We start from the raw sequence: 674 nt of genomic DNA, 5'->3' as shown, positions 1-674 counted from the left end.
CGCTTCAAATATTAAGTCTAATACCTAATTATTTGATGATTTTCGCTACCACGCCCGCACCTACTGTACGACCACCTTCACGAATCGCAAAACGTAAACCTTCGTCCATCGCGATTGGGTGAATTAAGCTCACAGTCATTTTGATGTTGTCGCCCGGCATTACCATCTCAACACCTTCCGGTAACTCGATTGTACCTGTTACGTCCGTTGTACGGAAGTAGAACTGTGGACGGTAACCTTTGAAGAATGGAGTATGACGACCACCTTCTTCTTTTGATAATACGTAAACTTCTGATTCGAAGTCTGTGTGCGGAGTGATTGTACCCGGTTTCGCTAATACTTGACCACGTTCGATTTCTTCACGTTTTGTACCACGTAATAATGCACCAACGTTTTCCCCCGCACGACCTTCGTCTAATAATTTACGGAACATCTCAACACCGGTTACGGTTGTTTTCGTAGTTTCTTTGATACCTACGATTTCAACTTCTTCACCTGATTTGATGATACCACGTTCAACACGGCCTGTTACTACCGTACCACGACCAGAAATTGAGAATACGTCTTCGATTGGTAATAAGAACGGTTTATCAATTGCACGCTCCGGCTCTGGAATGTATGTATCTAAGTGGTGTGCTAACTCAAGAATTTTTTCTTCCCACTCCGGCACGCCG

Annotated in this window: 1 protein-coding gene; it reads right to left on the bottom strand. The window is 44.1% G+C overall.

Annotated elements, in window-relative coordinates; translation table 11 throughout:
- Positions 1 to 28: 28 nt before the first annotated feature.
- Positions 29 to 674 (bottom strand): EF-Tu C-terminal domain-related protein (locus C9J87_RS19405; RefSeq protein ID WP_269801769.1); only part of this gene is annotated, 646 nt, incomplete at its 5' end.

It is taken from the genome of Nocardioides allogilvus (assembly GCF_003047285.1).
In the GTDB taxonomy this organism is placed as follows: domain Bacteria; phylum Actinomycetota; class Actinomycetes; order Propionibacteriales; family Nocardioidaceae; genus Nocardioides; species Nocardioides allogilvus.
This window is presented reverse-complemented; position numbering and strand designations above follow the sequence as displayed.